Annotated in this window: 19 protein-coding genes and 1 pseudogene; 14 read left to right on the top strand and 6 right to left on the bottom strand. The window is 71.1% G+C overall.

Annotated features, from left to right (window positions below; translation table 11 throughout):
* Positions 1-292: 292 nt before the first annotated feature.
* Positions 293-1,921, bottom strand: coding sequence for a S1C family serine protease (locus tag IG02_RS0110490; protein WP_030744601.1), 1,629 nt, complete (start codon positions 1,919-1,921; stop codon positions 293-295).
* 268 nt (positions 1,922-2,189) lie between these two features.
* Here IG02_RS0110490 and IG02_RS42695 point away from each other — a divergent pair, with 268 nt between their 5' ends.
* The 3 genes and pseudogenes from IG02_RS42695 to IG02_RS0110475 all read left to right on the top strand — a co-directional run bounded on the left by IG02_RS42695 (position 2,190) and on the right by IG02_RS0110475 (position 5,214).
* Complete coding sequence (locus IG02_RS42695) at positions 2,190-3,173, top strand: glycerophosphodiester phosphodiesterase (protein WP_030744599.1); 984 nt, start codon at positions 2,190-2,192, stop codon at positions 3,171-3,173.
* A gap of 211 nt (positions 3,174-3,384) precedes the next feature.
* A pseudogene (locus tag IG02_RS39090) lies at positions 3,385-3,888 on the top strand (ATP-binding protein); the annotation flags it as partial.
* Positions 3,889-4,209: 321 nt separating this feature from the next.
* Positions 4,210-5,214: a DUF5926 family protein gene (locus IG02_RS0110475; RefSeq protein ID WP_030744597.1), complete on the top strand. Its 1,005-nt coding sequence runs from the start codon at positions 4,210-4,212 to the stop codon at positions 5,212-5,214.
* A gap of 423 nt (positions 5,215-5,637) precedes the next feature.
* Here IG02_RS0110475 and IG02_RS0110470 read toward each other — a convergent pair whose 3' ends face one another.
* Both IG02_RS0110470 and IG02_RS0110465 read right to left on the bottom strand, forming a co-directional pair.
* Positions 5,638-6,312, bottom strand: a complete 675-nt coding sequence (locus IG02_RS0110470; protein ID WP_030744594.1) for a hypothetical protein — start codon at positions 6,310-6,312, stop codon at positions 5,638-5,640.
* 373 nt (positions 6,313-6,685) lie between these two features.
* Positions 6,686-7,369: a bifunctional DNA primase/polymerase gene (locus tag IG02_RS0110465; protein WP_030744592.1), complete on the bottom strand. Its 684-nt coding sequence runs from the start codon at positions 7,367-7,369 to the stop codon at positions 6,686-6,688.
* 892 nt (positions 7,370-8,261) lie between these two features.
* Between IG02_RS0110465 and IG02_RS0110460 the strand changes: the two genes are divergently transcribed.
* Complete coding sequence (locus tag IG02_RS0110460; RefSeq protein ID WP_078854356.1) at positions 8,262-9,827, top strand: PP2C family protein-serine/threonine phosphatase; 1,566 nt, start codon at positions 8,262-8,264, stop codon at positions 9,825-9,827.
* A gap of 114 nt (positions 9,828-9,941) precedes the next feature.
* Positions 9,942-11,435 (top strand): aminopeptidase P family protein, encoded by a 1,494-nt coding sequence (locus IG02_RS0110455; RefSeq protein ID WP_030744587.1) that lies wholly within the window; start codon positions 9,942-9,944, stop codon positions 11,433-11,435.
* Positions 11,436-11,501: 66 nt separating this feature from the next.
* On the opposite strand, the gene IG02_RS0110450 is transcribed toward IG02_RS0110455, so the two are convergent.
* The gene (locus IG02_RS0110450) at positions 11,502-12,104 is read right to left on the bottom strand and encodes an ATP-binding protein (RefSeq protein ID WP_030744585.1); all 603 of its coding nucleotides are present in this window, start codon (positions 12,102-12,104) and stop codon (positions 11,502-11,504) included.
* A gap of 373 nt (positions 12,105-12,477) precedes the next feature.
* Here IG02_RS0110450 and IG02_RS0110445 point away from each other — a divergent pair, with 373 nt between their 5' ends.
* The 9 genes from IG02_RS0110445 (at position 12,478) to IG02_RS0110405 (ending at position 22,861) form a co-directional block, all read left to right on the top strand.
* Positions 12,478-13,326 carry a hypothetical protein gene (locus tag IG02_RS0110445; RefSeq protein ID WP_030744583.1) on the top strand — a complete coding sequence of 283 codons (849 nt, stop codon included), beginning with the start codon at positions 12,478-12,480 and terminating at the stop codon, positions 13,324-13,326.
* A 266-nt stretch (positions 13,327-13,592) separates the two neighbouring features.
* Entirely contained in the window at positions 13,593-14,303 is a 711-nt protein-coding gene (locus IG02_RS0110440; RefSeq protein ID WP_051764807.1) for a YcnI family protein, read from the top strand.
* Positions 14,304-14,398: 95 nt separating this feature from the next.
* Positions 14,399-15,064, top strand: a complete 666-nt coding sequence (locus IG02_RS0110435) for an SCO family protein (protein WP_030744579.1) — start codon at positions 14,399-14,401, stop codon at positions 15,062-15,064.
* On the top strand, positions 15,061-15,567 hold the full coding sequence (locus IG02_RS0110430) for a copper chaperone PCu(A)C (protein WP_030744577.1): 507 nt from the start codon (positions 15,061-15,063) through the stop codon (positions 15,565-15,567). Before IG02_RS0110435 ends, IG02_RS0110430 begins: the two co-directional genes overlap by 4 nt.
* 185 nt (positions 15,568-15,752) lie before the next feature.
* Positions 15,753-17,711, top strand: a complete 1,959-nt coding sequence (locus IG02_RS0110425) for a copper resistance protein CopC (RefSeq protein ID WP_030744575.1) — start codon at positions 15,753-15,755, stop codon at positions 17,709-17,711.
* A 4-nt stretch (positions 17,712-17,715) separates the two neighbouring features.
* Positions 17,716-19,047: an iron uptake transporter deferrochelatase/peroxidase subunit gene (gene efeB, locus IG02_RS0110420; protein WP_030744573.1), complete on the top strand. Its 1,332-nt coding sequence runs from the start codon at positions 17,716-17,718 to the stop codon at positions 19,045-19,047.
* A 141-nt stretch (positions 19,048-19,188) separates the two neighbouring features.
* Positions 19,189-20,124 (top strand): prephenate dehydratase, encoded by a 936-nt coding sequence (gene pheA / locus IG02_RS0110415; RefSeq protein ID WP_030744570.1) that lies wholly within the window; start codon positions 19,189-19,191, stop codon positions 20,122-20,124.
* 626 nt (positions 20,125-20,750) lie between these two features.
* On the top strand, positions 20,751-22,028 hold the full coding sequence (serS, locus tag IG02_RS0110410) for a serine--tRNA ligase (RefSeq protein WP_030744568.1): 1,278 nt from the start codon (positions 20,751-20,753) through the stop codon (positions 22,026-22,028).
* Entirely contained in the window at positions 22,025-22,861 is an 837-nt protein-coding gene (locus tag IG02_RS0110405) for an HAD family hydrolase (protein WP_037802659.1), read from the top strand. Before serS ends, IG02_RS0110405 begins: the two co-directional genes overlap by 4 nt.
* Before the next feature lie 337 nt (positions 22,862-23,198).
* On the opposite strand, the gene IG02_RS0110400 is transcribed toward IG02_RS0110405, so the two are convergent.
* Both IG02_RS0110400 and IG02_RS0110395 read right to left on the bottom strand, forming a co-directional pair.
* Positions 23,199-23,699, bottom strand: coding sequence for a hypothetical protein (locus IG02_RS0110400; RefSeq protein WP_030744565.1), 501 nt, complete (start codon positions 23,697-23,699; stop codon positions 23,199-23,201).
* Positions 23,700-23,992: 293 nt separating this feature from the next.
* Positions 23,993-24,712 carry an ABC transporter permease gene (locus IG02_RS0110395; protein WP_030744563.1) on the bottom strand — a complete coding sequence of 240 codons (720 nt, stop codon included), beginning with the start codon at positions 24,710-24,712 and terminating at the stop codon, positions 23,993-23,995.
* Positions 24,713-24,723: the final 11 nt, after the last annotated feature.

Raw genomic sequence — 24,723 nt, 5'->3', positions numbered from 1 at the left:
GTAGTACGGCACCGCCTCGGCGCGGACCGGCGGTTGCTGGTGACTCGTGCACATCAGTGGACCTCCGCGACGTTGGAGTACGGCCGTTCTCACCGATCAGTACGTACGGAGGGACCGCAGCGTTGTGCCGCGCGCGGACGAGCTTCCCGATCCGCACCGTCATTGGCCGAATCCGGGTCCCTCCCGTGGACGGCGAAGGGCGGGGACCGAACCGTGCCCCGGTTCGGCCCCCGCCCTCATGCTCTGTCCTCGGCCCGCGCCCGCCGCGACGGACGCGGGGGGACGTGAACTGTCAGCTCTCGCCCTTGCGTTCGCCCAGGATGACGTCGACCGTCGACTCCTTGCCGTCGCGCTTGTACGTGATCGTGACCTTGTCGCCGGGCTTGTGCGTCCAGATCTGGCCGATCAGGGTGGGCCCACTGTCGATCGGGGTGTCGTTGAACTTCGTGATGACATCGCCCGCCTTGAGGCCCGCCTTCGCCGCCGGGCCGTCCGGAGTGACCGCCGGGGGCCCGCCCTCGCTCTGCGGGGAGATCATCGCGCCGTCGCCGCCTTCCGCCACCGAGACCGTGGCCCCGATCAGCGGGTAGACCGGCTGGCCCGTCTTGATGAGTTGCTCGGCCACGTTCTTGGCCTGGTTGATCGGGATGGCGAAACCGAGGCCGATCGAGCCGGCCTGCGACTGGCCGAGACCGCCGCTGCCCGCCGACTGGATGGCCGAGTTGATCCCGATGACCGCGCCCCGGGAGTCCAGCAGCGGACCGCCCGAGTTGCCCGGGTTGATGGAGGCGTCGGTCTGGAGGGCGCTCATGTACGAGTTATTGGAACCGGAACCGTCACCCGAGGCCACCGGACGGTTCTTGGCGCTGATGATGCCCGTGGTGACCGTGTTCGACAGGCCGAACGGCGCGCCGATCGCGATCGTCGGATCCCCGACCGCGACCTGGTCCGAATTGGCGAGCGGAAGCGGAACCAGTCCGGAAGGCGCCTTCTTGAGCTTGATGACCGCCACGTCGTAGCCCTCGGCCCGGCCGACGACCTCGGCGGCGTGCTTCTTGCCGTCGGAGAACGTCGCCGTGAGGTCACCACCGTTCGCCGCCGACGCCACCACGTGGTTGTTGGTGAGGATGTGGCCTTCCTTGTCGTACACGAAGCCGGTACCCGTACCGCCCTCGCCGTTGCTCCCTTGGGCCTCGATGGTGACGACACTCGGCAGCGACTTGGCGGCCACCCCGGCGACCGTCCCGGCGTCGCGCTTGAGATCCTTCGGGGCTTCTCCCGCGGAGACGGTCGTCGAGCCGATCGACCCGCCGTTGTTCTCGGCGGCCCAGTAACCGACCCCGCCGCCCACGCCGCCCGCGACCAGCGCGGCCACCAGGACAGCTGTGATCAGCCCGGCCGAACGCCTGGGCGGCTGCTTCGGACCGTGGCCGGGCACCGGCGCGCCCCAGACGGCCGTCCCCTGACCCCCGCCCCCGTACTCCGGGGCGCCGGCACCGTACGCCTGACCGGCACCGTACCCCTGTCCACCGCCGTACGCCGCGTCTCCAGTGCCGCCGTACGCCGCGTCTCCACCGCTGCCGTACGGCGGATGTACGGGCGGGGGAGGCGGCCAGCCGGCCGCCGCGGCCTGGGACACCGTAGGAGCCTGTACGGGATCACCCGCCGGGGCGCCCAGGGGCTCACCCGCGACGGCTCCCGCCGGGGGCGCCGCGTACGGACCGCCCTCCGGAGCGCTACCCGTCCCCTGGTGACCGGTCCCCTGCGGGCGCGAAGGCCCGGAGGGAGGCGTTCCCTCGGAGGCGGGCATGCCTTCCGAAGCGGCGGCGTGGGGAGCGGTGTCGGGAGCGGTCTCCGGTACGGGAGGTGCGGACGGGACGGCGGGAGCCTTGCCCTCGTTGCCCTCGTTCTCGGTGCTCACAGCTCGTTCTCCTCGGGTCCACGTCGGTCTTCGGCACTTCGGCACTTCGGCACTTCGGCACTTCGGCGAGAGTTCCGCTGTGCGGTCGTACGATGGCGCACGTGTGCTGGGGTCAGCCTTTCCCACGTCGCGTCAGGCCACTGTAAGCAGGACCTGTGCGTCTGTCCGCCATCCTTTATTCCGGACAAAACGAACGCATCCGGAACCGACCGGCCGGGGAACACCAGCTCTTCACCCACGTACCCCGCCACGATGACACCATGACGCGGTGACTGAAGCACGAGAGCACCGCATCCAGGTGGTCGCCCATCGCGGAGCGTCGGAGGACGCCCCCGAGCACACCCTCGCCGCGTACATGAAGGCCATCGAGGACGGTGCGGACGCTCTGGAATGCGATGTACGGCTCACCGCCGACGGACACCTGGTCTGCGTCCACGACCGCCGGGTGAACCGCACCTCCAACGGGCGGGGGGCCGTCTCCGCGCTGGAGCTGTCGGATCTCGCGGCACTCGACTTCGGCTCCTGGCGGGACAGTGAGGAGAGCCCGGACTGGCGGGACCCCGGCTTCACCTCCGTTCTGACCCTGGAGCGACTGCTGGAACTGGTGGTGGACGCGGGACGGCCGGTCCAGCTCGCCATCGAGACCAAGCACCCGACTCGCTGGGCCGGTCAGGTGGAGGAACGGCTGCTCCAGTTACTGAGGCGTTTCGGCCTGGACGAACCCGGGCGGGGCACGGGCCCCGCGCCGACGCCCGCCCGCGCGACGACCCCCACTCACGGTCCGGGCACGGACGTGGGCGGGGGCCCGGACGCGGGCCCTGGGGCGGACGTGGGCCCTGGCGCGGACGTGGTCACGGGGTCGGACGAAGTCACGGGGCCGGACGGAGTCATGGAGTCGGATGAGGTCGGACAGGCCGAGTCGACCGTCCGGATCATGAGCTTCTCCGCCCGCTCGCTGCACCGCATCTCCTCGGCCGCGCCCCGGCTGCCGACCGTCTACCTGATGCAGTTCGTCTCGCCCCTGCTCCGCGACGGACGGCTGCCCGCGGGAGCCCGTATCGCCGGCCCCGGCATCCGGATCGTCCGCAACCACCCGGGGTACGTCGAACGGCTGCACCGCGCGGGACACCGCGTCCACGTCTGGACGGTGAACGAACCGGAGGACGTCGACCTCTGCGTACGACTCGGTGTCGAGGCGATCATCACCAACCGGCCCCGACAGGTACTGAGCCGGCTGGGCCGCCTCCCCTGATCACCAACAGTCACGGAATCAACGCCGTCAGAGGGCCTGCGAGCACGGACGGTCACAGGGAGTGCACCGGCGCATTCACAGAGCGCTCGATCGTCACGACTGCGCCAAAGCCCGGCACATCGCTCGGTTTCCGATTCCGGGCAATGGGGCATTCACACGGTGGCGTGGGGCGAAGGAGGTCTCGGGGGTGGCGTTTGTGGTGGCACAGGAAGTGCCCACGTCGTCGTGCATGGCCGTTCCCCATGGCCCTGCGGGCGTGGGCAAGGCGCGGCACCGTATGCGGGAGCAGTTGCGACGCAACGGGGTATCCGATTCGGTCGTGGACGACGCCGTACTGATCCTTTCCGAACTGCTCAGCAATGCTTGTCGGCACGGGCGGCCGTTGGGGCGCGCGGAAATCGGTGACGGTGACATCCGGGCGGCCTGGCATGTCGACAAGGCGGGACGGCTGACCGTAGAGGTGACCGACGGCGGCGGTCCGACGCGGCCGACACCGTCCACGCCGTCGGTGACGGCGCGCGGTGGCCGGGGGCTCAACATCATCACGGCCCTCGCCAAGGAGTGGGGCGTGCGGGACAGCGATACGGGAGAAGTCACCGTCTGGGCGCTCGTGAACGAAGGGCGTCGGCATGAGGACTTCGCTACGCGCGTCACCGGCCCCTCATTGAGCGGACTCGGCGACATTGACGGCCTGCGCGGGCTCGACGGCATCGACGGCATCGACGGCATCGACGGCGCGGAAGCGTTGGACGGCGGCGTGGGCAGCGTGAGCGGAATACGCGAGTTCGGCGGGCTGGACTCGCTGGAAGGGCTCGGCTTCAGAGACCCCTTCGACGGCAAGGGCTGAGCAAGGGCCGGCACGCACCATCGACCCGGGCAGGTCGGGCAGGTGCGCCGGGCCGGGAGGCGGCTCACGCCTCGCGGGTGACACCCGGGCAGGCGGGCCGGGCCGGACGTTTCCCTTTCGGCAGGCGGCCGTGGTGAGCCGCTAGGCTCGGCGGACACCGCACCGCCGCTCACGGGAGAAAGCCACACCATGGCGAAGAAGCGTCCCCAGACGAAGTCCGCGAAGGCTCCGAGGACCGCGAAGGCCGCCTCGAGCGCCTCAGGGGCCCAGCTCACGGACGGAGAGATTCCGGTGGTCGGGGCGCGTGAGCCCTGTCCGTGCGGCTCGGGCCGTCGTTACAAGGCGTGCCACGGCCGCGCTGCCGCGCACGCCGTGACCGAGCTGGTCCAGCGCCCGTTCGAGGGCCTGGCAGGCGAGTGCGACTGGGTCGCGCTGCGCGAGCTGGTCCCCGCCGCGACGGCCGAGCTGGCCCTCAAGGACGGCCTTCCGGAGGGCGTACCGTCCGTGACGCTCGCCACGGTTCTCCCGATGGCCTGGCCCGCGCTGCGCCGCGACGACGGCTCCGTTCTGCTCGCTCTCCAGAACGACACCTCGTCCGGTGACCTGAGCCGCGATCTCGCCGATGTCCTCCGGCGCGCGCTCGAGGCGGAGCCAGGCAATCCGGTGGCGGCACAGAGGGTGGCGGCCGACGGTCCGCGCCTTCAGGACCTGCTCGACCCCGAGGCCGCCTTCACGCCGGTCGTCCACCCGGGTTTCGAGTTCTGGGTGCCGGACGCCGAGAACGCCACGCCCGAGGTGACCGCCTCCCTGGAGCGCGCCAACGCCGCCGCGATCCCCACCGCCAAGCTCGCCGGCACGGACGCCGCCTACTGGTGCGAGACACCGGAGAAGAACCACCTGCGCTGGGTCATGCCGCACCCCGAGGAGAAGCTGCTGGACGCGCTCGCCCGGCTGCACGCCGCCGGCACGTCGAGCCTCGGTGAGGGGACCCGGCTGGTGGGCTCCTTCCGGGCACACGGGCTCACGGTCCCGGTGTGGGACCTGCCGAGCACGATGGGGGCGGAGGACTGCGAGAAGCCCGCCGCGGAGTTCGCCGAGCGTCTCGCGGCGGCCCTCGCCGTGGAGGCCCCGCTGACCGCGGAGGAACGCCGGGCCCGCGGCGGCCTGACCAACCGCCAGGTGACCCTCAGCTGACGCGGCGGGCCCCGGCCGGGGAGGCCCCGGCCGGGGCCGACAGGTGCCCAACGGATGCCGGACGGATGCCGGACGGATGCCGGACGGATGCCGGGCCGCGAAACCGTCGCGGACGGGAATGAGCTGTGAAGGGTTCCCGAAAGTCCGGAGGGATTCCGGAAAAGAAGGTGACACCTGTCACACCTGCTCTACCTGCGAGTAATTCCTTGTCCGAATTCACTGGATCGAATTTGCGAACCGCCGATCTCTTGTTACGGTTCTAAGAAGCCCGGTCGCTGGTGCATCCCCCGTCGCCAGCGACCGGGCATCCGCGTCTGCGGGGCCCGTCGCGAACGAACCCCCTGTTCCGCGCACCAACGGCCCGTGGGCCAAGCATCGTTGCCCCCCGAGCGGCGAGCGGGCACGTCACCTCGTGAAGCCCTCTCACCCCTCCAAGGGCCCGGAACTCCCGGCCCGCAGCAGCAACGGACCGGTCTCCCCATCGCCGTTCCCACTTTTCGCGGTAGCCGCGAACTCCGCCATCGCCGTGTGGCGCTCCGCCTCCCGCCCACGCCCGCGCATGCCGTCCCCGTCCCGGCCCGACGTCCCGCGCGGAGTCCCCGGCCTCTCACGCGGCGTCTCGCACACGGCGGGTTCGCCGGTCGCGTCAGCGGCGCAGGACGTCTGCACGGTCCGTCCCCGTGGGCCCATCAGGCTCAGAACGGCGCGCAGTTCACCGCCCGTGGCGTTGCGGTAGTAGACGCGCGCCCAGGTCTCGCGCCCGTCGGTCAGGACACAGGTCTGCGCCTCGATCCCGTCCGGAGAAGCGATTTCGGGCCCACAGCGCTCGGCCGTGGGCACCACGGCGTCGACGGCCTCCCGGACGGTCAGCGCGGTGTCGACGGGCTCGGCCCCCTCAATTCCGGACACTGACGAGGCGATTACGGGGTGGGAGCCGGCTCCGGGCTCGATTCCGGTTCTCGCGCCGACGCCGACGCCCGTCCCCGTAGCGGCCTCCAATCCGGCACCGCCGCCGGGGAGGGGCCCGGCAGTGGCCGCGAGCGGCAGCAGCGCGGTGCACACCACCGCGGCGACGAGCCCGGAGACGCGGAGATTCATGGTGGTCCCACCTGCCGCTGGGTACGAAGGGAACATGCGAGGGAAGAAAGCAAGGAGAAGCGGTGCAAAGCGAGACAAAGGGCGCAAGAGAAGCTGCGCGGAGTAGCGAGGAGCAGCGGGCAGCGGCACTGCCGGGGCCGACGATATCGGCACCGACGCCCCCACCGAGCCGGCGCGCGCCCGATTCCCGTACAACTCGGGCCGCCTCGTACCCGTACGAGTGACAAGGCCACGAAGGCTACGAAGCCCGCGCCGGCACGAGGTGCGCGATATGCCCTCGGGGCTGCTCCGCCCGGCCCGTACGGGCGCAGCGGAGCCCGGCCCGCGTACGGGCCGGGCGGCGCCCCCGTACGGGCCGCCAAGCGCTTCGCGCTCAGTAGGCGAGCCTGCTGCCACCGTCCGGCGCGCTGTTGCTCGCCTCCACGAGCGCGTCCACGACCGCCTCGACATCCGGCAGCCAGGGCGCCGCCGAGCCGGGCAGCGGCGCCCGCTCCCACCGGACCTGTCCGCCGGCCGCCTCGGACGGCGGCAGGACGAGATAGCCGCCCTCCCCGTGGAACCGGAGCGAACTGGGCACCCACGCCTTCGCGTAGAGCAGCTCACCGAGCCGTTCCAGCGTGTACGGGGCCACCAGTAGCGACCAACGGGTGGGGGTCGCGACGACCGGCCCCAGTCGCATGCCCATCCGGTCGAGCTCGGCCAGCGCGCGGGCGCCCGCGACGGCCGGGAGGCTCACCGCGCAGGGGGCGCTGCCGCCGGTGGCCAGGATGATCGGTGCCGTGGGGCGGTTGCCCCACCACCAGCGCAGCATGCGCTCGTCGGTGGTCGCCGCGAGCAGCCCCGGATCGAAGGGGTGCGCACCGGGAACGACGCATTCGGGGTCGGGGCAGGCACAGCCCCGACCGCGGGTCCCGCGTCCACCGGCCGATGTGAGACCGGCGCCCGGGAGAACCGGCCATCTCCACTCGGTGGCGCAGGTGAGTGCCGCGTCGAGCTGAGCGGCCCTCTCCTTGCGCCGGAGCCGGATCCTGCGTCGCCTTCCGAGGATCTCGCGCATATGCGCTCGTTCCTTTCCGTTGAACGCCGAGTCCACATGACGTTTCACTGAACACCGCACCGAACACTGACATCACGCGTGCATCGCTTCACCGTGCGTACATCACTCCGCCGTGCGCACTTCCTGTCCTGTCCGGCGCGAGGCCGGATCCGGCGTGGCACCGGGTCCGGCACGGCCGGGTCCAACTCTCGGGCACCGGCCCGACCGACTCCCGGGCTCGGGCCCGACGCCGGGAGCCGGTTCCGACACGCGGTGGTCCGGCGGACCGGCCCCGAGGGACCGGACCGTGCCGCTCCGCGCGCTGAGCGGACCTCGGCCGGTCCCGCCCCTCACGACGGTACGGACGGTCCCTTCGGCCGCGGCGCATGGAGCCTGCTCCGGGCCCGGCACGACCACCTGGCACGGCCCCGGGCCCGAAGCCCGACTGTCGAGCGCGTACCGGCGATCGCGGTCGGTCCGAACGCGATCCGTCTTCGTACTTCGTGCGAACCCGGGGCGAGGGTGGTGGTGCACGCGTGGCACTTCTGTCCCGCTGTCCCGCTGTGCTTTTCTCGCCAGTCCGGGGATGGGTGCGACCCGCGACGGCCGTGAGCTACGGCAATTAAGACGCCCGGGCCCGCCGCCAGGTTCCGGGGCGGTCCCAACTGTCCCTGTCCGTCACCGTTTACGTACCCATCATGTGCGGAATGACGCTCCGCCCGGGCTGTACTGCAAATCGGCCCCGGAGGGCCCCTGTTGAGCCACCACAGTCGACCGCAAAACCTGATCGTGGGGGTCATTTTTCAGCCAACTTCAGCGTCCCGCAGAAACCCGCCGTTCCACTAGGACAACGCTGGACATTGCCGCAGTTGTGCGTGTACATGTGGACGCATTGATAGCTGCGCAGAACGACATGGGGGTTTGCAATGCTATTGAGCGAATTGTTCCGGTCGAGAGGCCGACTGCCATGAGCGCCTCACACCTGCCGAAAGTGGCCGGAATCAATGCCTCTTCTCGCTCCCCCGCCCGAGCTGCCGCGCCCCTGGACCACCTTCCGGCCGCTCCGGGTGTCGTGATCCAGGACCGGCTCGCCGGCTGGGTCTCCGACCTGACCACGCTCCACGAGCTGACCGAGCGCCTGGCGACGACCAGTTCGCTGAACGAAGCGCTCGACGAGCTGCTGCGCGCCGGCGCCGCCCTCGCCGGGGCCCGCCGCGGCCTGGTCGTATGCGAACCGGCCGACGGGCTGGGGCCCGTGACCACCCTGGGGCTGGGGCTCGGTCCGGCGGATCTCGGCCAGCTGGAGACGGTGCCGCGCCGCGTCAGTACGTACGGCCGGCTCCTCGACGGGTCCGCGGGGACCGGCGGCGAGGCCGTCGCGGCCGCCGATCTGCTCGGGGACTCGGCACTGGACCCGCGCCAGCGAGAGGTCGCGGTACGGCTCGGATACGGCGCGAGCTATGCCGTACCGCTCGACGCGGCCGAACCGGTCAACGCGGCCGGGCCCGTCCCCGCCGACGGCAGCCCGGCGGCCGGTGGCAGCCTCACGGGCGACGGCAGCCTCACGGGCGGCACCGCCCGTTCTCCGGGCGTGGTGTCGGGGCGGCTCGGCGCGGCCGTATGGCTGTACGACGAACCGGCCGAGCCCGGCGAACGCCAGCGCCATCTGATCGGCCTCTACTCCCGGTACGCGAGCGCCCATCTGGCCCGGCTGCTGGAGCTGGAGCGCGCGCGGACCCACTCGGCCACGCTCACCGGGGAGCTGCTGCCCGGCCGGCTGCCCCGGGTGCCGGGCGTCCGGCTCGCCGCACGCCATCGGACCGGGCGCCACGGCGGCGGCGACTGGTACGACGCGCTGCCGCTGCCCGGTGCCGCGCTCGGCCTCGCTGTCGGTTCGGTCAGCGGCTCGGGCCCGGGCGCCGTGGCCGCGATGGGCCGGCTGCGCGCCTCCCTGCGGGCCTACGCCGTGATGGAGGGCGAGGACCCCGTAGCCGTACTCTCCGACCTCGAACTGCTGCTGCGGCTGACCGAGCCCGCCCGGAGCGCCACCGCCCTCTTCGCGTACGCCGAGCCCGGCCAGTCCAAGATCGTGCTGGCCGGGGCCGGGCACGCGCCGCCGCTGGTGGTCGGGGAGCGGCGTGCCGAGTTCGTCGAGACGACCCTGTCCGCGCCGCTCGGAATGCTCACCTGCTGGGAGGCGCCGAGCGTGGAACTGTGGCCCGCGGCGGGAGAAACGGTGCTGCTCTACACGGACGGGTTGCTCCGGTGCACCGGTGACTCGACGGACCGGGCGTTCGGCCGGCTGCGCGAGGCGGCGGCCCGCGTGCCGGCTTCGGCCAGGCACGACCCCGGCGAGGTCGCCGACCACGTACTGCGGTCCGTACTGCCGCGGGGGTGGGACGCCCCGGGGCAGCAGCCGGACGGCCCGGCGCACACGGACGACATCGTGCTGCTCGCGGCCCGGTTCGGCACGCCCTGACGGATTCGACACCTGCGTCCTGGGCACGCCCTTCTCGTCGCACATACGATAGAAAGACCGGCCGGCGGCCCAGCGGGCCGGTGGCCCGGAAGTCGTAGCCCACGAGGAGAAGCAGTGGCTGATGAGCTCATCCCGGAGCCCCCGGACACCCCGGCGGCCCCGGACACGGAGACTCAGGAAACAGCGGCGGAACCGATCAAGACGAGGAAAAACGGTTTGTACCCCGGAGTGTCCGACGAGCTCGCACAGAACATGAAGTCCGGCTGGGCCGACACCGAGCTGCACGGCTTGGCGCCGATCCCGCAGGCGGCCGAGACCGCCGCGCGCCGGGCCGCGCTCTCCGCGCGCTTCCCCGGTGAGCGCCTGGTGATCCCCGCGGGCAATCTGAAAACGCGCTCCAATGACACGGAGTACCCGTTCCGTGCCTCGACGGAGTACGTGTACCTCACCGGTGACCAGACCCAGGACGGCGTCCTCGTACTGGAACCGAAAACCGGGGGGCACGAGGCGACGATCCATCTGCTGCCGCGCTCCGACCGGGAGAACGGCGAGTTCTGGCTCAGCGGCCAGGGCGAGCTGTGGGTCGGGCGCCGGCACTCCCTCGCCGAGGCCGAACAGCTGCTGGGCCTGCCCGCCAAGGACGTACGGAAGCTCCCGGCCGCCCTCAAGGAGGCCACGGGCCCGGTCCGCGCCGTACGGGGGCACGACGCCGGCATCGAGGCCGCGCTGACCGACAAGGTCACCGCCGAGCGCGACGAGGAACTGCGCGTCCACCTGTCCGAGGCCCGCGCCGTGAAGGACGCCTTCGAGGTCGGGGAGCTCCAGAAGGCCGTGGACTCCACGGTGCGCGGCTTCGAGGACGTCGTGAAGGTGCTCGACAAGGCGGAGGCGACCAGCGAGCGCTACATCGAGGGAACGTTCTTCCTGCGCGCCCGCGTGGAGGGCAACGACATCGGTTACGGCTCGATCTGCGCGGCGGGGCCGCACGCCACCACCCTGCACTGGGTGCGCAACGACGGCGACGTGCGCTCCGGCGACCTGCTGCTGCTCGATGCCGGAGTGGAGACGCACACCCTCTACACCGCCGACGTCACGCGCACGCTGCCGGTCAACGGCCGCTACAGCGAGCTGCAGCGGAAGATCTACGACGCGGTGTACGAGGCGCAGGAGGCCGGTATCGCGGCGGTGAAGCCCGGCGCGAAGTACCGCGACTTCCACGACGCGGCCCAGCGGGTCCTCGCCGAGAAGCTCGTCGAGTGGGGGCTGCTGGAGGGGCCGGTCGAGAAGGTCCTGGCGCTGGGGCTCCAGCGCCGCTGGACCCTGCACGGCACGGGCCACATGCTGGGCCTGGACGTCCATGACTGCGCGGCGGCCCGCAGGGAGGCGTACGTGGACGGGACGCTGGAGCCCGGCATGTGCCTGACGGTCGAGCCGGGTCTCTACTTCCAGGCCGATGATCTGACCGTTCCGGAGGAGTACCGGGGGATCGGCGTCCGGATCGAGGACGACATCCTGGTCACGGAGGACGGGAACAGGAACCTGTCGGCGGGGCTGCCGCGCCGGTCCGACGAGGTCGAGGCGTGGATGGCCACGCTCATGCAGAGCTGAGGCAGGGTTGAGCCGAAGCTCAGGCAGGGCTGAGGCGGTAGACCGAGGAGGGCGCTCCGCTCCCGCTCACATGGCTCTGAGCAGGGCGTCCTCCCGCCACTTGAGAATCTTGTCAAAGCTGACCACCGCGCCGTGGCCCGGCCCGTTACGGAAGTGGACGTGGTCGGCGAGCTGCTCGATCAGCCGTAGTCCCCGGCCGTTCTCGGCGGTCGGGGCGGGCTCGGGAAGCGTGGGGCGGAGCACGCGCCGTGCGGGGAAGCCGGGTCCCATGTCGGCGACCTCGATACGGCATCGTTCGCCGTCCAGATAGGCGGTCACGCGGTATCCACCGGTCACTTCACCCGCCGGTCCACCGGACATCTCATCCGACGAGTCGATGGTTCCCGACGAATCGATCGTTCGCGCCGAATCGACGATCGCTGTCGTGACCGCGGGAGCGCCGTTTCCCGAACCTCCGGTGGCTCCCGCTCCCGCGGTCGCGGCGGTTGCCACCGCGCCCCCTCCGCCGTGCTCGACGGCGTTCGCACAGGCCTCGGTGAGCGCCACCGAGAGGTCGAAGGAGACGTCCGGGTCGACTCCGGCGGTGTCCATGGCGCCGAGCAGAAGGCGCCGGGCGAGCGGAACGCTCGCGGCTTCCCTCCGCAAGTGGAGTGACCACCAGATGCTCATGCTCCAGCCTCCTGGGCCCGGCTCGACATACCGATACGTATTGCCCCCCGCCCCCGGGTGTAAGCACGCGATTAACGTGACGCCCCTCATTCGGCGGACGCGTGTACGACGCGGAGCGGTGTATAGGGGCACGTCAATACGGGTGCGGTCCGAAGCGGCCCGGCCGGAGCGGACGAGCGGCCTCCGGAACGGAGCGGGGCCGGCGGGCCCCTCCGGCGCGGCCCCTCTCCTGAGAGCCCCTTCCGGAGCTGTCCCATCCGGGTCCTCGGCCGTCCCGTCCGGAACCTTCGGAAGCGATCCCGTTCCGGACAGAGCGTGACCTTCCGGACCTGCCCTACGGGGCCGTGGGCCGCAGTGCGATGATGAGCCCGCCATGTCCGAGCCTGTCGACGTACGCGCTGGAGCCGCTCCGCGGCTGCTGAGGGCCGCGGTGTTCACCGCGGTCTGTGTCGTGCTGTCGGCTCTGGGGCATGTGGTGGCGGCCTGCGCCCCCGTTTCCGGCTGGAGCCTGGTACTGGGTTTCCTCGGGACGTTCGTGCTCGTCGCTCCACTCGCCGGACGACCGCGGTCGACGGCGACGGTCGTCGCCGCGTTGACCGCCGGGCAACTGGCCCTGCATACGGTGTTCGGACTGGGCCAGCGGCACCTCACCATCCCTCGCGGCAGTGATGACGCGCTGATCAGGACGGCCGCGAAGCTGCTCTGCGGAGGCGGTTCCACCTCGCTCAGCCCCGCCGACGCGGCCCGGATCGTCGCCGACGCGGGGATCAGCCCGGCCACCGTGCGAGCGGGGGCGGCGGCGGGCGGTGGGGCCGATCAGGCCCACCAAGCGCACCAGCACCTGCTCTCCGCCTCCTCCGCCTCGGGTGCTCTCGCCCCGGACGGGCTGCTGCCCTCGCTCCCCATGGTGCTCGCGCACCTGCTGGCCGCACTGGCGACCGGCTGGCTGCTGCGCCGGGGGGACCTCGCGCTGCTGCGGCTCGCCCAGCTCTCCGTGCCCGGTATCGGTGAGGTCACCGACGGTGCGCCGCTGCGCGCCCTGCGGGCCGCCCTCTCCCTCGTACGGGCGTTGGGCGCCGGGCTGCCCGGGGTGCCCGCGCCCGGGGCCCGGGCCGCGTACACCCCGTGCACCACCCCGCCGACACCGTCCGGTGAGGCGCTCCAGCACACCGTGATCAGGCGCGGCCCCCCGGGCGCGCACACGCTGTCTCTCGCAGCCTGACGCGACCCGCCCCGCACGGACGTACGGGGACTCCATGTCGCGCTGCCGTCGCGCAACCGCGCCACGGCGGGTCTTGGGGCCCGTTCCGGCCCCTGGCCGTTCGTACTGATCACTTTTCTCCTCACACCGTGGAGTGTGCTGTGTTCCCGTCGTCGACCTCGTTTTCCGCGTCGCTCTCGTCGCGCTCGTCGCGCTCGTCGCGCTCGTCGCTCTCGTCCAGAAACGTCGTCCGTCTCTGCGTCGCCGGGGGTGGCGCCGCGACCGCCCTGCTGCTGCTGGCGGGCCCCGCTGCCGCACACGTCAGCGTGCAACCGCAGGGCGAGGCCGCCAAGGGCGGGTTCGCCACGGTCAGCTTCAAGGTCCCCAACGAGCGCGACGACGCCTCCACCACCAAGGTCGAGGTCAACTTCCCGACCGACCATCCGCTGGCGTCCGTCCTGCCGCAGCCCGTGCCCGGCTGGAAGATCGACGTCACCAAGAGCAAGCTCGCCAAGCCGCTCACGTCGCACGGCAACACCATCAAGGAAGCCGTCTCCAAGGTCACCTGGACCGCGAACGGCACAGGAGAGGACAAGGGCATCCCGTCCGGGCAGTTCCAGCAGTTCCCGCTGTCGATCGGGCAGCTCCCCGAGGACGCCGACCAACTGGTCTTCAAGGCCCTCCAGACGTACTCCGACAACGAGGTCGTCCGCTGGATCGAGGAGCCCAAGGAGGGCGCCGACGAGCCGGAGAGCCCCGCGCCCGTCCTGAAGCTCAGCGCGGCCACCGACGACGAGCACGGCGGTTCCGCCGACGGGACCGCGTCGGCCCAGGACGGCTCCGGGACGGGCGACTCCGGCAGCGCCGACACGAAGAGCGAGAACGCGTCGGGCTCCGACGGCGACACCACCGCCCGGGTGCTCGGCATCGTCGGCATCGTGGTCGGTGTCGCGGGAGTGGCCTTCGGCGTCCTGGCGGGCCGCCGCCGTACCTCCTGACGCGCCACCAGGCACCTCGCACCAGGGGCGCGCGGAGCAGTTGATCCCCGGCCCCGCGCCCCTCGTGCCCGTACTCGACACCCAGGAAATACCCCATGCACAAGAAGACCCTGATGGCCGCCGCCGCTTTCGCCGTGTCGGCCGCCCTCACCCTGACCGCTTGTGGCGGTGGCGACAGCTCCGGCTCGGCGGACAAGCCGGTGGCCGACATCGCCACCCAGGGCACGACCAAAGCGGCGACCGTGCTCGACAGGCCCTTCACGAAGCCGAACCTCGTCCTCAAGGACACCCGGGGCAGGACCTTCGACCTCCGCGAGGAGACCAAGGGCAAGCCGACCCTGATCTACTTCGGCTACACCAACTGCCCGGACGTCTGCCCGCTGACGATGAGCAATATCGCGATCGCCAGGAAGTCCCTCCCCAAGGCCGACCAGGACAAGCTCCAGGTCGTCTTCGTCACCACCGACCCTGAACGGGACACCTCCGCGGAACTCGCCAAGTGGCTGCCCAGCGCGGGCGACATGTCCTTCATCGGACTCACCGGTGACTTCCCCACCATCCAGGCGGGCGCGCGTCAGCTCGGCATCGGCATCGACCCGCCCCGGAAGGAGAAGGACGGCACCGTCGTCTCGATGCACGGCGCCCAGGTCATCGCCTTCTCGCCGAAGACCGACGACGGATACGTCCTGTACGGCGAGGACACCTCGCCCGACGACTACGCCAAGGACCTGCCCAAGCTCATCAAGGGCGAGAACCCGTGAACCGTCGCACCTCTCTCGCCCTCGCCGCGGCCGGCCTCACCGCCACGCTGACGCTGGCCGGTTGCTCCTCCGGTCCCACCCCCCGTTCATCGAGTCCGTCTCCCTCCGACGGCTCGTCCGCCTCCCCCGGCAGCGAGCCACAGCTGACGGCGGCGGACGGCTACGTGCCGAAACCGGTCGGCGACCTCGCCGCGGGCTTCATCGTCATCACCAACAGCGGTGGCACGGCCGACAAGCTCACCTCCGTCACCAGCGATCTCTCCGACGACGTCACCATCCACAAGACGGAGAACCAGAAGATGACGAAGGTGACGTCCCTCGACATCCCCGCCGGCGGCGAGCTGAACCTCGAACGCGGCGGAAACCACATCATGTTCATGAGTCTCAAACGACAGCCCGAGGAAGGACAGAAAGTCCGCGTCGAGCTCCACTTCGAGAAGACCGCCCCCATGAAGGTCGATCTCCCCGTGAAGCCGATCAACTACAACCCGGCCCGGCACTAGGGCCCTTGGTCTTTCGTCCGGCTCGGGCCGGCTCAGTGAGCGGTGCCCGCGGTGCCTGCCCGCGGGCAGAGGCAGGCGCCTCCCCCGGCCGTCGAGGCGCGGCGGCGGGACTCATGAGCCCGGCCCGATCCGGACGAGAGGCACCGGCCCGGTACCCAGGGAATCCACCGAGGGACTGACACACCATGACAGCCATCGCCCCGCGCTCGGGAACCGCGTCACTGACGCGGCTGCTGCTCGTCGCCACGGTGCTGTTCGGCACCGTCTTCACCGCACTCTCCGGCACGGCGTCCGCACATGCCGCGCTGACCGGGAGCACTCCCGCCGACGGGGCGGTGGTGGCCACCGCGCCCAAGGACATCACCCTCACCTTCTCCGAACAGGTCGCCATGGGCGACGACTCGATCCGGGTCCTCGATCCGGACAGCAAGCGGGTCGACGCCGCGAAGATCCGTGACCTGAGCGACGGTGCGACCGTCCGGTACGCCGTCGACCTGCGCTCCGGGCTGTCCGACGGCACCTACACCGTCGCCTGGCGCGCCGTCTCGGCCGACAGCCATCCCGTCTCCGGCGCCTTCACCTTCTCCATCGGCGCTCCGTCGAAGACAGCCGCGCCCGTGCCCACCGAGCAGGCGGGCGGTGGTCTCGTCGGCGCTCTCTACGACATCGCGCGCTACGTCTCGTACGCGGGCTTCGTCCTCCTTGTCGGCGGTGCCGCCTTCGTCCTCGGCTGCTGGCGGCGCGGCGCGTCCGTACGACCCCTGCAACGGCTGGTCGTCCAGGGCTGGCTGGCTCTCACCGGTGGCACGCTCGTCCTGCTCCTGCTGCGCAACCCCTACACCAACTCGGGCAAGCTGGGCGACGCCTTCGACCTCGCGGGCCTCCAGGACGTCCTGACCACCAAGACGGGTGCGGCGCTCGTCTCGCGGCTGCTGCTCCTCGGCGCCGCCGCGCTGTTCGTCGCCGTCCTGTTCGGCGCGTACGCCAAGCGAGGCGAATCCCAGGACGAGTCGGAACGCAAGGAGGCGGGCGACCTCACCCTCGGGCTGGCCCTGGGCGGCACGGTCGTCGCGGCCGGTATAGCGGGCACCTGGGCGCTCGCCGAGCACGCTTCGACCGGCCTCCAGCCCGCTCTCGCCATGCCGGTGGACGTCCTGCACCTGCTGGCGGTGGCGGCCTGGCTGGGCGGGCTGACCGCACTGCTCGTCTCGCTCTACCGGGCGCCCTTCATCGAGGGCGCGGCGGTGCGGCGTTTCTCCCGCGTCGCCTTCATCAGCGTGGTCGTGCTCGCTGTGACCGGGCTCTACCAGTCCTGGCGTCAGGTCGGGTCCTGGTCGGCGCTCTGGAATACGTCATACGGACAGCTCCTGTTGGTCAAGGTCGTACTCGTGGCTCTCCTGGTCGGGATCGCCTGGTTCTCACGGCGCTGGACGGGGCGGCTCGGGGAGCCGTCGGCGAAGGCGGAGGACGGGGCCGCGGAGGACGGCGGGCGGGAAGCCGGAGCCGGGAAGGAGACCGGCCCCGAGACCACCACCACCGCCACCACGACCGTCGTCACTGACAGTGATAGAGCTACCCAGCTCGCCCGCCAGGAAGCCGCGTTGGCGTCCGCACGCCAGAAGCGGATGCGTGATGCCGACCCCGGCCGTACCGGACTGCGTCGTTCCGTACTGGCCGAAGCCGGCGTCGCGGTCGTGCTTCTCGCCGTCACGACCGGTCTGACCGGCACCGAGCCGGGTCGTACCGCCGAGCGCGAGGCGGCCGGCGCGGCAGACGGTGGCACGGCCGCCGTGGCGAACCAGGGTCCCCTCGACGTACGCCTCCCCTTCGACACCGGCGGGCCGAACGGCAAGGGCACCATCCGGCTCACTCTCGACCCGGCCACCTCCGGCCCCAACGTGATGAAGGTGCTCACCGACGGCCCCGACGGGAAGCCGCTGGACACCCCCGAGGTCAGGGTCGCCTTCACCCTCACCGCCAAGAAGATCGGTCCGCTGCCGATCGTTCCGGAACGGGCCGCCCCGGGGCGCTGGACCGCGGACCCCGTTCTGCTCCCGATGCCCGGTGACTGGCGGCTCCAGGTGACCGTACGGACCTCCGACATCGACCAGACCACCGTCGAGAAGAACGTGAAGATCGGCTGATCCCGTGAGCAAGACCAGACAGGAACACGACGACCGACCCGGCGTCCGCACCACTCGTCCGGCCGAGGAGGGGACGGACTCCGCGCGCGCACCCTCCACCGGCATCTCGCGGCGGCGGCTGCTCGGCACCGCGGGTGTCGCGGGCGCCACCGGCCTGGCGCTCGGCACGGCGGGCGGGGCGGCGGGGTACGCGTCGGCACGGCCGGAGGAAGCGACCGCGCTGACCACCGTCGGCACGAACGCGGTCCCCTTCCACGGCACGCACCAGCCCGGCATCACCACCCCGGCCCACGCCCGGGGTCACCTGATCGCCTTCGACCTGGCCCCGGGCGCGCGGCGCAAGGAAGCCGCGGCGCTGCTGCGCCGCTGGTCGGCGACCGCACGGGCCTTGATGGCCGGCGAACCGGCCACGGGCGGCGGCCACGACACCGGCGTCGCGCTGGACGCCGGCCCCTCCTCCCTGACGGTGACCTTCGGCTTCGGCCGCACCTTCTTCGACCGGACCGGGCTGGGCGAGCAGCGCCCCGCGGCACTGGACCCGCTTCCCCCTTTCTCCTCCGACCACCTCGACCCCGGCCGCAGCGACGGCGACCTCTGGGTCCAGATCGGCTCCGACGACGCGCTCGTCGCCTTCCACGCCCTGCGCGCCCTCCAGAAGGAGGCGGGCACGACCGCGCGGGTGCGCTGGCAGATGAACGGCTTCAACCGTTCTCCCGGCGCGGCCGCCCATCCCATCACCAGCCGCAACCTCATGGGGCAGATCGACGGCACCAAGAACCCCAAACCGTCGGAGCCGGACTTCGCCCGGAAGATCTTCGTCCCCACTCCGCCGGCGGCCGGCACTCCCGCCTGGATGGCGGGTGGCTCCTATGCCGTCGTACGGCGGATCCGCATGCTGCTGGACGACTGGGAGAAGCTCTCGCTCCACAAGCAGGAGCTGGTCATCGGGCGGCGCAAGTCGGACGGCGCCCCCCTCACGGGCGGTACGGAGACCACGGAACCGGACCTGGACAAGCGGGGGCCCGACGGCAACCTCGTCATCCCCTCCAACGCGCACGCGAGGATCTCGGCTCCCGAGGCGAACGCCGGGGCCGCCATGCTGCGCCGCCCCTTCTCCTTCCATGACGGCATCGGCGCGGACGGGACGCCGGACGCCGGGCTGCTCTTCATCTGCTGGCAGGCCGACCCGCTCAGGGGATTCGTACCCGTACAGCGCAAGCTCGACCGCGGCGACGCGCTTTCGGCGTTCATACGCCACGAGGCGAGCGGGCTGTTCGCGGTGCCCGGCGGTGCGGCGGAAGGGGAGTACGTGGGCCAGCGGCTGCTGGAGTCGTGACGCGGGCGGCCCGGGTCCCGGGCCGCCGCCCGAGTGCCCGAGTCGGGGTCCAACAGGGTGCCCGGGCCGCCGCCCGACTGTCCTGACCTGCGGGTTCGCGAGGGCCGCGCGAGGGGCGGCTCAGCCCATTAGGGTGACCGTATGTCGGCCACGCGCTACACCTACCTCGGCCCCGAGGGCACCTTCACGGAAGCCGCCCTCCGTTCGCTCCCCGAAGCCGCCACGCGGGAACTCGTCCCGATGGTCTCCGTGCCGGCGGCGCTCGACGCCGTACGGAACGGGGAGGCGGCGGCCGCCCTCGTACCGATCGAGAACTCGGTGGAAGGCGGAGTCACCGCGACGCTCGACGAACTGGCCTCCGGCGAACCGCTGACGATCTACCGCGAGGTGCTGCTGCCGATCGCGTTCGCCCTGCTCGTGCGGCCGGGCACGCGGCTGACCGACGTGAAGACGGTGACCGGTCACCCCGTCGCCCAGCCGCAGGTGCGCAACTGGCTGCGCACCCATCTGCCGCACGCCCTGTGGGAGTCCGCCGCGTCGAACGCGGACGGGGCGCGGCTGGTGCAGGAGGGCCGGTTCGACGCGGCGTTCGCGGGCGAGTTCGCGGCGGCGACGTACGGTCTCGAACCCCTGGTCACGGAGATCCACGACGCCGAGAACGCGGAGACGCGCTTCGTCCTGGTGGGCCGGCCGGCCCGCCCCGCGGCCCCGACGGGCGCGGACAAGACGTCCGTGGTCATCTGGCTGGGCGAGGACCAACCGGGCGCGCTGCTCGAACTGCTCCAGGAGTTCGCCGTGCGCGGCGTCAACCTGATGCTGATCCAGTCGCGGCCGACCGGCGCCGGCATCGGCAACTACTGCTTCGCCGTGGACGCCGAGGGCCACATCTCGGACCGGCGGGTGGGCGAGGCCCTGATGGGCCTGAAGCGGATCTGTCCCAAGGTGCGGTTCCTCGGTTCGTACCCGCGCGCGGGGATGTCGGCGGCGGATGTACCGGCGCTGCGCGCGGGTACGTCGGACGCGGACTTCATCGAGGCTGCCGACTGGCTGTCGCGCAGCCAGGACGGACGCGTCTGAGCGAACCGATCGGCGGCGGGCAGGCCGGCGGCAGGCGGCCGACGGGGCGGCGGCCTGCCGGAGCCGAGGGCGGGGCCCGCCCCTGTGGATGTACCGCAAAGTTATCCACAGGAGGGCCCTGGAAGCTGGGGACAAGTCGATAACAGGGGACGGCAAAATCGACAAATCCCCTCGCTCGCCTCACCTCCTCCCCTGCGAGAGCTCCCGCCTCACGTCAGACGAAGATGCTCGGCCAACTCGTCAGAGCGAGTAATTCCCACCCGAATGAGTGCGCATTGACGGCTTGAGAGAAGAATCATCCGATTCGCGCGCGCCGTGAAAACGATCAATTCAGTGATCCACAGATATCCCACACAGCCTGTGGATAACTTCGCCTCCCCTGTGCATTTCTGTGGACAAGACACGGGACCCTGGTCCCCCAAGTCCCCTTGTCCGCAGGGGCGGTGAGTCAACGACCAAGCATGGAAATGCCTCGTTACGGGGAATGGAGGCTATTTTGTTGACGAACGGCGGACGACGAGCACGAAACTTCCCGACGAGTTTCTCAATTGCGGCATTTCGGGCAACAGGGCGCGCCCGTAGATATCGAGTGGGGGCCTGTCGGATCGCACCGGTAGCCTGGTGGGGTGATTGACCTTCGCCTGCTCCGTGAGGACCCCGACCGTGTCCGCGCCTCCCAGCGTGCCCGTGGAGAGGACGTCGGGCTCGTCGACGCCCTGCTCTCCGCCGACGAGCGGCGCAGGTCGTCCGGCGTCCGGTTCGACGAACTGCGTTCCGAGCAGAAGTCGCTCGGCAAGCTGATCCCCAAGGCCTCCCCGGAGGAGAAGGCGGAACTGCTCAGCAAGGCGGAGCAGCTGAAGGCCGACGTCAGGGCCGCCGACGCCGAGCAGCACGAGGCCGACGAGGAGACCAGGCGACTGCTCCTCCAGCTCGGCAACCTCGTGCACGGCGACGTACCGGTGGGCGGCGAGGAGGACTTCGCCGTCCTGGAGACGCACGGCGTCATCCGCGACTTCGCGGCCGAGGGCTTCGAGCCCAAGGACCATCTGGAGCTGGGCGAGGCCCTGCGCGCCATCGACGTGGAGCGCGGCGCGAAGGTGTCCGGTTCGCGCTTCTACTACCTGACGGGGATCGGCGCACTGCTGGAGCTCGCCCTCGTCAACGCGGCGATCGCGCAGGCCACCGAGGCCGGCTTCATCCCCATGCTCACGCCGGCTCTGGTGCGCCCGCAGGCCATGGAGGGCACCGGGTTCCTCGGCCAGGCCGCGGAGAACGTGTACCACCTGGAGAAGGACGGCTACTACCTCGTCGGCACCTCGGAGGTACCGCTCGCCGCGTACCACATGGACGAGATCATCGAGGCCGACAAGCTGCCCCTGCGGTACGCGGGCTTCTCGCCCTGCTTCCGCCGCGAGGCCGGTACGTACGGCAAGGACACTCGGGGCATCTTCCGGGTCCACCAGTTCGACAAGGTCGAGATGTTCTCGTACGTCGACCCGGCGGACGCGGAGGCCGAGCACCGGCGGCTGCTGGAGTGGGAGAAGCAGTGGCTGACCAGCCTGGGGCTGCCTTTCCGGGTGATCGACGTGGCAACCGGCGACCTGGGGGCGTCGGCCTCGCGGAAGTTCGACTGCGAGGCGTGGATCCCGACCCAGGGCAAGTACCGCGAGCTGACGTCCGCGTCCAACTGTGACGGCTTCCAGGCCCGCCGGCTCTCCATCCGGATGCGGGACGGCAAGCAGGTCAGGCCGCTGGCGACGCTGAACGGCACGCTGTGCGCCGTACCGCGCACGATCGTGGCCCTCCTGGAGAACCACCAGCGGGCCGACGGCTCGGTGGTGGTCCCCGAGGCGCTCCGCCCGTACCTGGGCGGCCGTGAGGTGCTGGAGCCGGGCGCCGCGTGAACACGGACCCCGCCGCCGCGCCGCCGGCGCCCTCGTTTCCGTACCGGCTCGTCGCGACCGACCTCGACGGCACGCTGCTGCGTGACGACCACACGGTCTCCGCGCGCACCCGCGACGCCCTCGCCGCCGCCACCGCGGCGGGCGCGGTCCATATCGTCGTCACCGGCCGGGGCGTGCTCTGGACCCGGCACATCCTGGACGATCTGGGCTACGACGGCATCGCGGTGTGCGGGCAGGGCGCGCAGGTGTACCACGCCGGCGAGCGGCGGCTGCTGACGTCGGTGACGCTGGACCGGCAGCTGGCGGCGCTGGCGGTCGCCAAGATCGAGGCCGAGGTCGGCCCGCTGGCACTCGCCGTCAGCCGGGACGGACTGGATGGCGAGGTGCTGGTCACCTCCGACTACCGGCTGCTGGAGAAGCAGCTGCCGACGGTGGCCGTCCGCGAGCCGGCGGAACTGTGGTCGGCGCCGCTGAACAAGGTCTACATCCAGCATCCCGAACTGGGCGACGACGAACTGGCGGAAGCGGCCCGGGCGACGGTCGGCTCCCTGGTGAACGTGGTGATGGCCGGGGCCGGGGTGGTGGAGATCCTGCCGCTCGGACTGAGCAAGGCCACGGGGCTCTCGCTGGCCGCTCGGCGGCTGGGGGTGAAGGCGGCGGACACGATCGCCTTCGGCGACATGCCGAACGACATACCGATGTTCGGCTGGGCGCGGCACGGCGTGGCGATGGCGAACGCTCACGAGGAGCTGAGGGCCGTGGCTGACGAGGTCACGGCCTCGAACGAGGACGACGGCATCGCGGTGGTGCTGGAGAAGCTGCTGGCCCGCTGAAAGCTCGGGGAGGGGCGGCCCGCGCTGACGCGCGCTCGAAGCGGCCGCCCCTGGACGGTGCGCCGGCGGCTGCGCGGAGTGGTTGACGGCCACTCCGGTGCCTGCGGCGACGCTGTCCTGCTGGGAGCCCGTAGGCGCGGCCGTACCGGTCGCCGCCGAAGCTCCACCCCCGGTCCGTGGTGTTCCGTGACACCACCACTGTGCCGGGAGCGCGGGTGCCGCGCCACCGAATATCGGTACCTGAATCCGGCGGGCCCACGCCGGCCCGGCCACGCGCCGCACGCGCCGCACGCGCCGCGAGGAGGGCACGGGACTGCCACGGGCCCGCCGGAACGGATCAGCGGCGCTTGCGGTTCCGGCGCAAGTCCCTCAGCTGGTGGGCGACGTCATCCACCCTGGCGTCCACCCGCTTGATGTCGTCGGACATCTCGCACAGCCGGTTGCCGATGGCCGCGACCACCCGGTTGGTGGCATCGAGCCGCCGGTCCAAGGTGTCGAGCCGACAGGACATCCGGTGCAGCGTGAGCTGCGTGGCGGCCTGTGGATAACTGTCCTGCTTGCCGTCGGCCCATAGTGACACCATGTCACTATGAAAACGCCGCAGGTCAGAGCCTCGCAGCACGCGCATCCCGTTGGCAGTGAGCTCGGCACGATGCCTGGCTGTCAACTGCCTGATGACGCCTGTGGATACTTCGAAGTAGCGGGCCACGTCCTCTGAACGGACGTGGATGCCGTCGGGGAGCATGACGAGCGCCTTGACCTTGTCGAGGGCGTCGACCCGCCCCATGACACTGTCCCGCATCGAGCGCGATTCGAGCAGAGCACCTTCCGGTGGCATGAATCCGCCTTTCCTGTGTGAAGCCGACGATGAACGGCCCTCTCCCCGGGCTTCAGGGGCGGAGGTCGGCTCACGGTGTCTGCTCACTCCATGACCGGTGGTGCGGCACCGGCAATCCTCAGCTTCACGAACGCTCGACGTAACGAAATCCAGTTGCCTCCACGCGACAGGAACAACGAGCCGATAAACGTACAGTTACGCGGCATTCCGGCGGCAACCCCCGCCCGATGGGCAGGGGTTGCCGTACAGCGGACTCCAGGAGAGCGCGAGCACGCGCCCGTTACGTCCCGCCCTCACTCCTCGCCGGCGAGCGTCAGCGTCCTGAGCTTCTGTCCCGCGTACCAGGTCGCGACCACCGTGACACCCACCAGCAGGCTGATGGCCAGGGTCAGTCCGACGTCCGACGTGACCATGGATCCGTCACCGACCTTCTGGGCGACCGCCAGCGCCCACTGCTGAACGCTGAGCGTCCGCGCCCCCGCCACCAGGCTGCCGAAGAGGGTTTCCCAGACCAGCGCGTAGACCAGGCCTATGACCACCGCGTGCCGGCTGACCGTACCGAACAGCAGGAACAGCGCGCTGTACGCGATGGACGCGACCAGCGCGGCAACGGTGTAGGAGATCGCGAGCTGCTGGCCGTTTCCGTTCAGAATGAACCCGGCGACGAAGGTGGGGAGCGCCGAGAACATCATGGTCACGGAGATCGCCACGATCAGCTTCGTCATGATGATGGTCGGCCGTTTCACCGGCTTCGACAGCAGATAGACGATCGAACCGTCGTCGATCTCGGGGCCGATGGCTCCGGTCCCCGCGATCACTCCGATCAGCGGCACCATCGTCGCGAGCGCGAAACCGCCCAGCACGTCCGCGGCGATCTGGTCGTCCGCGCCGTTCAGGACCCGGACGGCCGTCGCGAGGAGGATCAGCAGTCCGGGCAGGACGAAGAGCAGCGCGGCCCGGCGCCTGCCGAGCAGGGCCCGGTAGGTGAGCCGGGCGACTGTGGGGTTGTACATGACGGCACAGC

Origin of the sequence: Streptomyces sp. NRRL F-5135 (genome assembly GCF_000719775.1) — a bacterium.
GTDB lineage: Bacteria > Actinomycetota > Actinomycetes > Streptomycetales > Streptomycetaceae > Streptomyces > Streptomyces hebeiensis.
The sequence above is the reverse complement of the archived record's forward strand: the minus strand, read 5'-3'. Positions and strand labels throughout refer to the sequence as shown.

Coding starts and splice junctions, on each gene's coding strand:
- IG02_RS0110450 (WP_030744585.1), bottom strand. CDS start 12,104: ATGAGCATCTGGTGGTCACTCCACTTGCGGAGGGAAGCCGCGAGCGTT.
- IG02_RS0110465 (WP_030744592.1), bottom strand. CDS start 7,369: ATGCGCGAGATCCTCGGAAGGCGACGCAGGATCCGGCTCCGGCGCAAG.
- IG02_RS0110425 (WP_030744575.1), top strand. CDS start 15,753: ATGACAGCCATCGCCCCGCGCTCGGGAACCGCGTCACTGACGCGGCTG.
- IG02_RS0110475 (WP_030744597.1), top strand. CDS start 4,210: ATGGCGAAGAAGCGTCCCCAGACGAAGTCCGCGAAGGCTCCGAGGACC.
- IG02_RS0110445 (WP_030744583.1), top strand. CDS start 12,478: ATGTCCGAGCCTGTCGACGTACGCGCTGGAGCCGCTCCGCGGCTGCTG.
- IG02_RS0110400 (WP_030744565.1), bottom strand. CDS start 23,699: ATGCCACCGGAAGGTGCTCTGCTCGAATCGCGCTCGATGCGGGACAGT.
- IG02_RS0110395 (WP_030744563.1), bottom strand. CDS start 24,712: ATGTACAACCCCACAGTCGCCCGGCTCACCTACCGGGCCCTGCTCGGC.
- IG02_RS0110460 (WP_078854356.1), top strand. CDS start 8,262: ATGGGGGTTTGCAATGCTATTGAGCGAATTGTTCCGGTCGAGAGGCCG.
- IG02_RS0110435 (WP_030744579.1), top strand. CDS start 14,399: ATGCACAAGAAGACCCTGATGGCCGCCGCCGCTTTCGCCGTGTCGGCC.
- IG02_RS0110470 (WP_030744594.1), bottom strand. CDS start 6,312: ATGAATCTCCGCGTCTCCGGGCTCGTCGCCGCGGTGGTGTGCACCGCG.
- pheA (WP_030744570.1), top strand. CDS start 19,189: ATGTCGGCCACGCGCTACACCTACCTCGGCCCCGAGGGCACCTTCACG.